The 5001-nt window shown below is 69.8% G+C and carries 5 protein-coding genes and 1 pseudogene; all 6 read left to right on the plus strand.

Features of this window, described 5'->3' with window-relative positions; all coding sequences use genetic code 11:
- Positions 1-379: helix-turn-helix domain-containing protein (locus RMO81_RS01055; protein WP_310473872.1), on the plus strand; the 379-nt coding region annotated here is incomplete at its 5' end.
- Complete coding sequence (fliE, locus tag RMO81_RS01060) at positions 376-741, plus strand: flagellar hook-basal body complex protein FliE (RefSeq protein WP_310473873.1); 366 nt, start codon at positions 376-378, stop codon at positions 739-741. The genes RMO81_RS01055 and fliE, both read left to right, overlap by 4 nt.
- A 4-nt stretch (positions 742-745) precedes the next feature.
- Entirely contained in the window at positions 746-2488 is a 1743-nt protein-coding gene (gene fliF / locus RMO81_RS01065; RefSeq protein WP_310473874.1) for a flagellar basal-body MS-ring/collar protein FliF, read from the plus strand.
- The gene (locus RMO81_RS01070) at positions 2485-3501 is read left to right on the plus strand and encodes a FliG C-terminal domain-containing protein (protein WP_310473875.1); all 1017 of its coding nucleotides are present in this window, start codon (positions 2485-2487) and stop codon (positions 3499-3501) included. The genes fliF and RMO81_RS01070 overlap by 4 nt, the downstream gene beginning before the upstream one ends.
- A complete protein-coding gene (locus tag RMO81_RS01075; protein WP_310473876.1) occupies positions 3498-4115 on the plus strand; it encodes a FliH/SctL family protein in 618 nt (205 codons plus the stop codon). Before RMO81_RS01070 ends, RMO81_RS01075 begins: the two co-directional genes overlap by 4 nt.
- Positions 4112-5001, plus strand: a pseudogene (gene fliI / locus RMO81_RS01080) (flagellum-specific ATP synthase FliI); the annotation flags it as partial. The gene RMO81_RS01075 and the pseudogene fliI, both read left to right, overlap by 4 nt.

The raw sequence follows: 5001 nt of genomic DNA on the forward strand, positions 1-5001 counted from the left end.
GCTGAACCGCGCGGTGGGATGTGGCCTGGTGCCGTGGCTCACCCCCTGCGCCCGCGCTCGGCTGGCGGCACACGCCTGGCCCGGCAATGTGCGCGAACTGGGCAATGTGCTCGATCGCGCGCTGGTGCTGTGCGACGGGCCCGATATCAGCGCCCGCCACCTGCTGATCGACACGCGCATGCCGCCACCACCCTCCAGCATCGGGCTGCCGTTGCCCGGCCAGATGCGCCTCGCCGAACAGGAAAGCATCGCCCGCGCGCTCGCCACCAGCGCCAGCCGCCGCGACGCCGCCCGCCGGCTTGGCATTTCGGAACGCACGCTGCGCTACAAATTGGCGGCGCAACGGGGTGGGCATGATGCGGCTGCCATGGTGCAATGATGCTGGCTGCGGTTGATACGTCGGCGATCCTGAAGCTGCGCCAGCAGATATTGGCGCGCAACGAAGGCTTGCAGGGCTTTGGGCAACCCCAGGGCCTGCCCAAGGGTCCAATGGGCATCGGTGCGCCGGGCGCGCCGGAACAGCCGCAGTTCGGCACCGCGCTGAACGAGGCGTTGCGCAGCGTTTCCAGCATTCAGGATCAGGCCACCGCCGCCACCAACAGTTACGAAACCGGGCAGACCCACGATCTCGCCAGCGTGATGATCGCCCGCCAGAAAGCCGCCATCGCCTTTGAAGCCACCTTGCAGGCGCGCAACCGCCTCGTCGGTGCCTACAAGGACGTGATGAACATGCCGCTGTGAGCTGATGAGCGAGGCCGCAGCCATCACCGCCCAGGCGCCCGCCGCATCCGGCCTGTCCATGCCGCCGGCGTTGGCCCCCATCGCTGGCCGCGCCCGCAGCCTGTGGGCCAGCCCGGCCGTGCAGCAGGCGCGTCCGGCGCTGCTGGTCATCGCGCTGCTGGCGGCGGCGGCGCTGGCGTTTTTCAGCCTGCGCCAGCCCGATTGGCGGCCACTTTATGCCGGTCTGGCCGAAGCCGATGCGGCCGCGGTCAGTGACGCGCTGGCTGCTGCCAACTTCGAATATCGCATCAATCCCGACACGGGCACGGTGGAAGTGCCCGCCGGTGACGCCGCCCGCGCCCGCATCCTGCTCGCCGGCCAGGGCCTGCCAAAAGCCAGTGCCGCCGCCGGGCAGGCATTGGCCGATATGCCGCTGGGCGCGTCGCGTTCGGTGGAGGCCGCGCGGCTGAAGCAGGCGCTGGAGCGCGAACTGGCGATGAGTGTGGAAGCCATCGACGGCGTCAAGGCGGCGCGCGTGCATGTGGCAACACCGGAACCATCGGTGTTCATCCGCGACCGCGCTGCGCCGTCGGCCAGCGTGTTCGTCACCCTGTCGCCTGGCCGCAGCCTGGCCGAAGCCCAGGTGCGCGCGGTGATCTGGCTGGTGGCCACCTCCGTTCCCGGCCTTGCCAGCGACCGGGTCAGCGTTGTCGATCAATCGGGCGCGCTGCTGTCGGCGGGCGTGTCGGGTGATGCCCAGCATCTGGCCTATCAGCAGCGGCTGGAAAGCCTGGTGCGCGAACGGCTGGTGAAACTGCTGACGCCGATACTGGGGCCCGGCCGCTTCACCGCAGAAGTCGCCGCCGATGTGGATTTCAGCGAAAACGAAGCCGCCAGCGAACGGTTCCAGCCCGCCGGAACCGTGCGTTCCGAACAGACCAGCCGCAACAGCGACGGCACGCCGCCCGCCGCCGCCGGGATCCCCGGCGCGCTCACCAACACCGTGCCGCAAGCGGCGCAGGTAACGGGCAATCCGCCGCCGGCACCGGCGCCGGTTGCGGTGGGTGGTTCCGCCACATCGGAAACTGCCGCGCGCAATTTCGAGATCGGCAAGGATGTCTCCGTCACCCGCGCCGGCGGCCCGCGCCTGAAGCGCCTGTCGGTGGCGGTGGTGCTGGATGCGGCCGCTGTCGGAAAAGGCGGTGCCAAGGAACTCGCCAATATCCAGCGGCTGGTGCGCGGCGCCATTGGCTTTGATGCAGCGCGCGGTGATCTGGTGGAGGTGCAGACGCGCAGCTTCGTCAGCGAAACCGATGTGCCGGCGGCCTGGTATGAAACGCCCGTTGTCCGCGATTATGGCCTCTACATTGTGGCCGGTGCCGGGTTGTTGTTGTTGGGCATCGTCGTTGCCTTCTTCCTGTGGCGCCGTCGCACCGTGCTGGCCGCCGCGGCCACTGCCACCGCGCAGGCGGCCACCGCCGTGTTGTCGCGCAACGGAACGCCGGGCGCGCCCAGCCTGTTTGCCGAAGGCACCGCCAACAAGGCCGCGGTGGAAGCCATGATCGACGGCGGCGAACTGCTGCGCCCGGCGGCGGCCCGCGATTACAGCGGCAAGCTTGATATCGCGCGCACGCTGGTGACCGGTGACCGTGACCGGGCGATGGCGGTGGCGCGGCAGATGCTGCTGGCCGATCTCACTGCGCCGGCCCCGGCGGCGGCCAAGGCAGCTCCGGCGGCCGCCGCGACAGACGATGAGGACGAGGCATGACGGCCATCGACCTCGCCAGCCCGGCCGCCGCCCTGAGTGGTGCGCAGAAATGCGCCATCCTGCTGCTGGTGCTGGAGGAAGTGCAGGCCGCCGAAATGCTGTCCGGCATGAGCCCGGCCGAAGTGCAGCAGGTGGGCGAGGCCATGTTGACCGTGGCGGAGATTGATCCGCTCGCCATCGATCATGTGCTGGATGAATTCCTTGCGCGCACCGCGCAGGTGGCGGCACTCGACAGCCAGGGCCGGCAATTGCGGCATCGGCTGGGCATGGCACTGGGCACGCCGCGCGCCGAAACCATGATCGAAAAGATCGGCCCGCCGGCGCAGGGCCGGCGCTTTGCCGTGCTGGATTGGGTGGACGGGCCGGCGCTGGCCAAGCTGATTGCCGATGAACATCCGCAGGCCATCGCGGTGGTGCTGGCGCATCTGCCCGAAGCCCGCGCAGCGCAAACACTGGATGCGCTGCCCGAAACCCTGCAGCCCGAAGTGGCGGCGCGGCTGGCAACGCTGACCCCGGTCAACATCCATGATCTGGCCGCACTGGAAGCCGATATCGAAGCCAAGCTGCGCGGCATCGGCACCAGGCGCGATCACACCCAGTTGGCGGGCACCGATTTCACCGCCGCCGTCATTAAAAAGGCGCGCGGGCGCGGCGCGCTGCTGGAAACGCTGATGACGCTGAATGCCGATCTGGCCGCCGAGCTGGAGGCGCAGCAGTTCATCTTCGCCGATCTGATCGGCCTGTCCCAGAAAGACATGCAATTGGTGCTGCGCGAAGTCGATCCGACGCAGCTGGCCATCGCCATGAAGGGTGCGGATGCAACCCTGAAGGACTTCATCTTTGGCGCCATGTCGAAACGCGCCGCGTCGCAGCTGCAGGATGAACTGGCCGAACGCGGGCCAATGAAGCGGTCGGAAGTCGAAGCCGCCCAGCGCGACTTGTGCCGCACCGTGCGCCGTCTGGGCGACAGCGGCGCGTTGACCTTGCCCACATCGACGGAGGCAATGCTGTGACCGCTCATGATCCCCGCCTTGCCGCCTTGCTGGCCGGTGTTTCGCCCGAATTGCGCGAAGGCGCGCCGGGGCTGGCGCGCCTGCTCAGCAGCCTGATGCCGGCCGCCGCGCCGCCGCCGCGCACCAAAATGGATGTGGCGGTGCTGTTGGCCGAGGCTCGCGTGGAAGGCCGTGCCGAGGGTCAAGCCGATGGCGAAGCGGCGGGGCGCGCTGCGGCTGATGCCGCGCTGACGCCGCTGCGTGAAGCGCTGGCCAACGCCGCGGCTGCCGCCCGCAGCGCCACCGCCATTGATGAAGCTGCCTTGCGCCCGATGCTGGTCGGGCTGGTCGAAGCCGTGGCGCGCACCGTGCTGATGGCGGAACTGACCGGCGGCCGCCGGGTGCTGGCCCCCTTGGTGGAGGCGGCGCTGGCCGAAGTTGGCGACGGCGCACTGCCCACCTTGATGGCGCATCCCGACACGCTGGCGCTGCTCGGCCCCGAACTGCCGCCCGGCCTGAGCACAGCGCCCGACACCGCGCTGCCGCCTGCCCATGTCGTGCTGGCCGCGCCCGATTATCGCATCGAAGCGGGCATCGAAGAACGGCTCGCCCGCATCGTGAAGGCTTTGGCATGAGCGTGACCGCCAGCCTTGCCCGCCAGCTTGCTGAAATGGCCGTGCCGGCGCTGCCGATCAGGCGCGGCGGCTGCGTGGTGGCGGCTGACGGCAATATCCTGGAAGCGGTGGGCGTGCGCGCCGGTATTGGCCATCGTGTCGCCCTTGGTCCGGCCGGACTGACCGGCGAGATCATCGGATTCCGCGATGGCCGCGCCCTGATGATGGGGCTCAGTCCGCTGCCGGGCATTGCGCCTGGCGCCCTGGTGCTTCCCGAAGCCGGCGGCAGCGGCGTGGCTGTGGGCGAGGGCCTGCTGGGCCGGGTGATCGACGGGCTGGGTCGGCCGCTTGACGGGCTGGGGCCGATCACGGCCAGCGCTTCGGTATCGCCAACGCCGCCGCCGCTGCTGCCGCAGGCGCGGGCGCGGGTGACGCAGCCGTTGGCGACGGGCGTGCGCGCCATCGATGCGCTGCTCAGCTTTGGCATCGGCCAGCGTATCGGCATCATGGCCGGCACCGGCGTCGGCAAATCGGTGCTGCTCGGCCAGATTACCCGCTGGGCGCAAGCCGATGTGGTGGTGATGGCGCTGATCGGCGAACGCAGCCGCGAAATCAGCGATTTCATCGACACCGAACTCAGCGGGCCAGCCCGCGCACGCACGGTCACCATCGCGGTGCCGGCATCCGATGCAATGCTGTGTCGGGTGCGAGGGGCGCAGCGCGCCTTTGCCATCGCCGAATGGTTCCGAGGGCAGGGGCGGCAGGTGCTGCTGATCCTCGACAGCCTGAGCCGCGTCGTCCACGGCGCGCGCGAAGTGGCGATGGCGCGCGGCGAACCCAGCGGCGCGCGCGGCTTTCCGCCTTCGGCGCTGCAACTGGTCGCCGATCTGGCCGAGCGCGCTGGCGG

Origin of the sequence: Sandarakinorhabdus sp., assembly GCF_031422795.1 — a bacterium.
Lineage (GTDB): Bacteria > Pseudomonadota > Alphaproteobacteria > Sphingomonadales > Sphingomonadaceae > Sandarakinorhabdus.

Coding starts and splice junctions, on each gene's coding strand:
- fliE (WP_310473873.1), top strand. CDS start 376: ATGATGCTGGCTGCGGTTGATACGTCGGCGATCCTGAAGCTGCGCCAG.
- fliF (WP_310473874.1), top strand. CDS start 746: ATGAGCGAGGCCGCAGCCATCACCGCCCAGGCGCCCGCCGCATCCGGC.
- RMO81_RS01070 (WP_310473875.1), top strand. CDS start 2,485: ATGACGGCCATCGACCTCGCCAGCCCGGCCGCCGCCCTGAGTGGTGCG.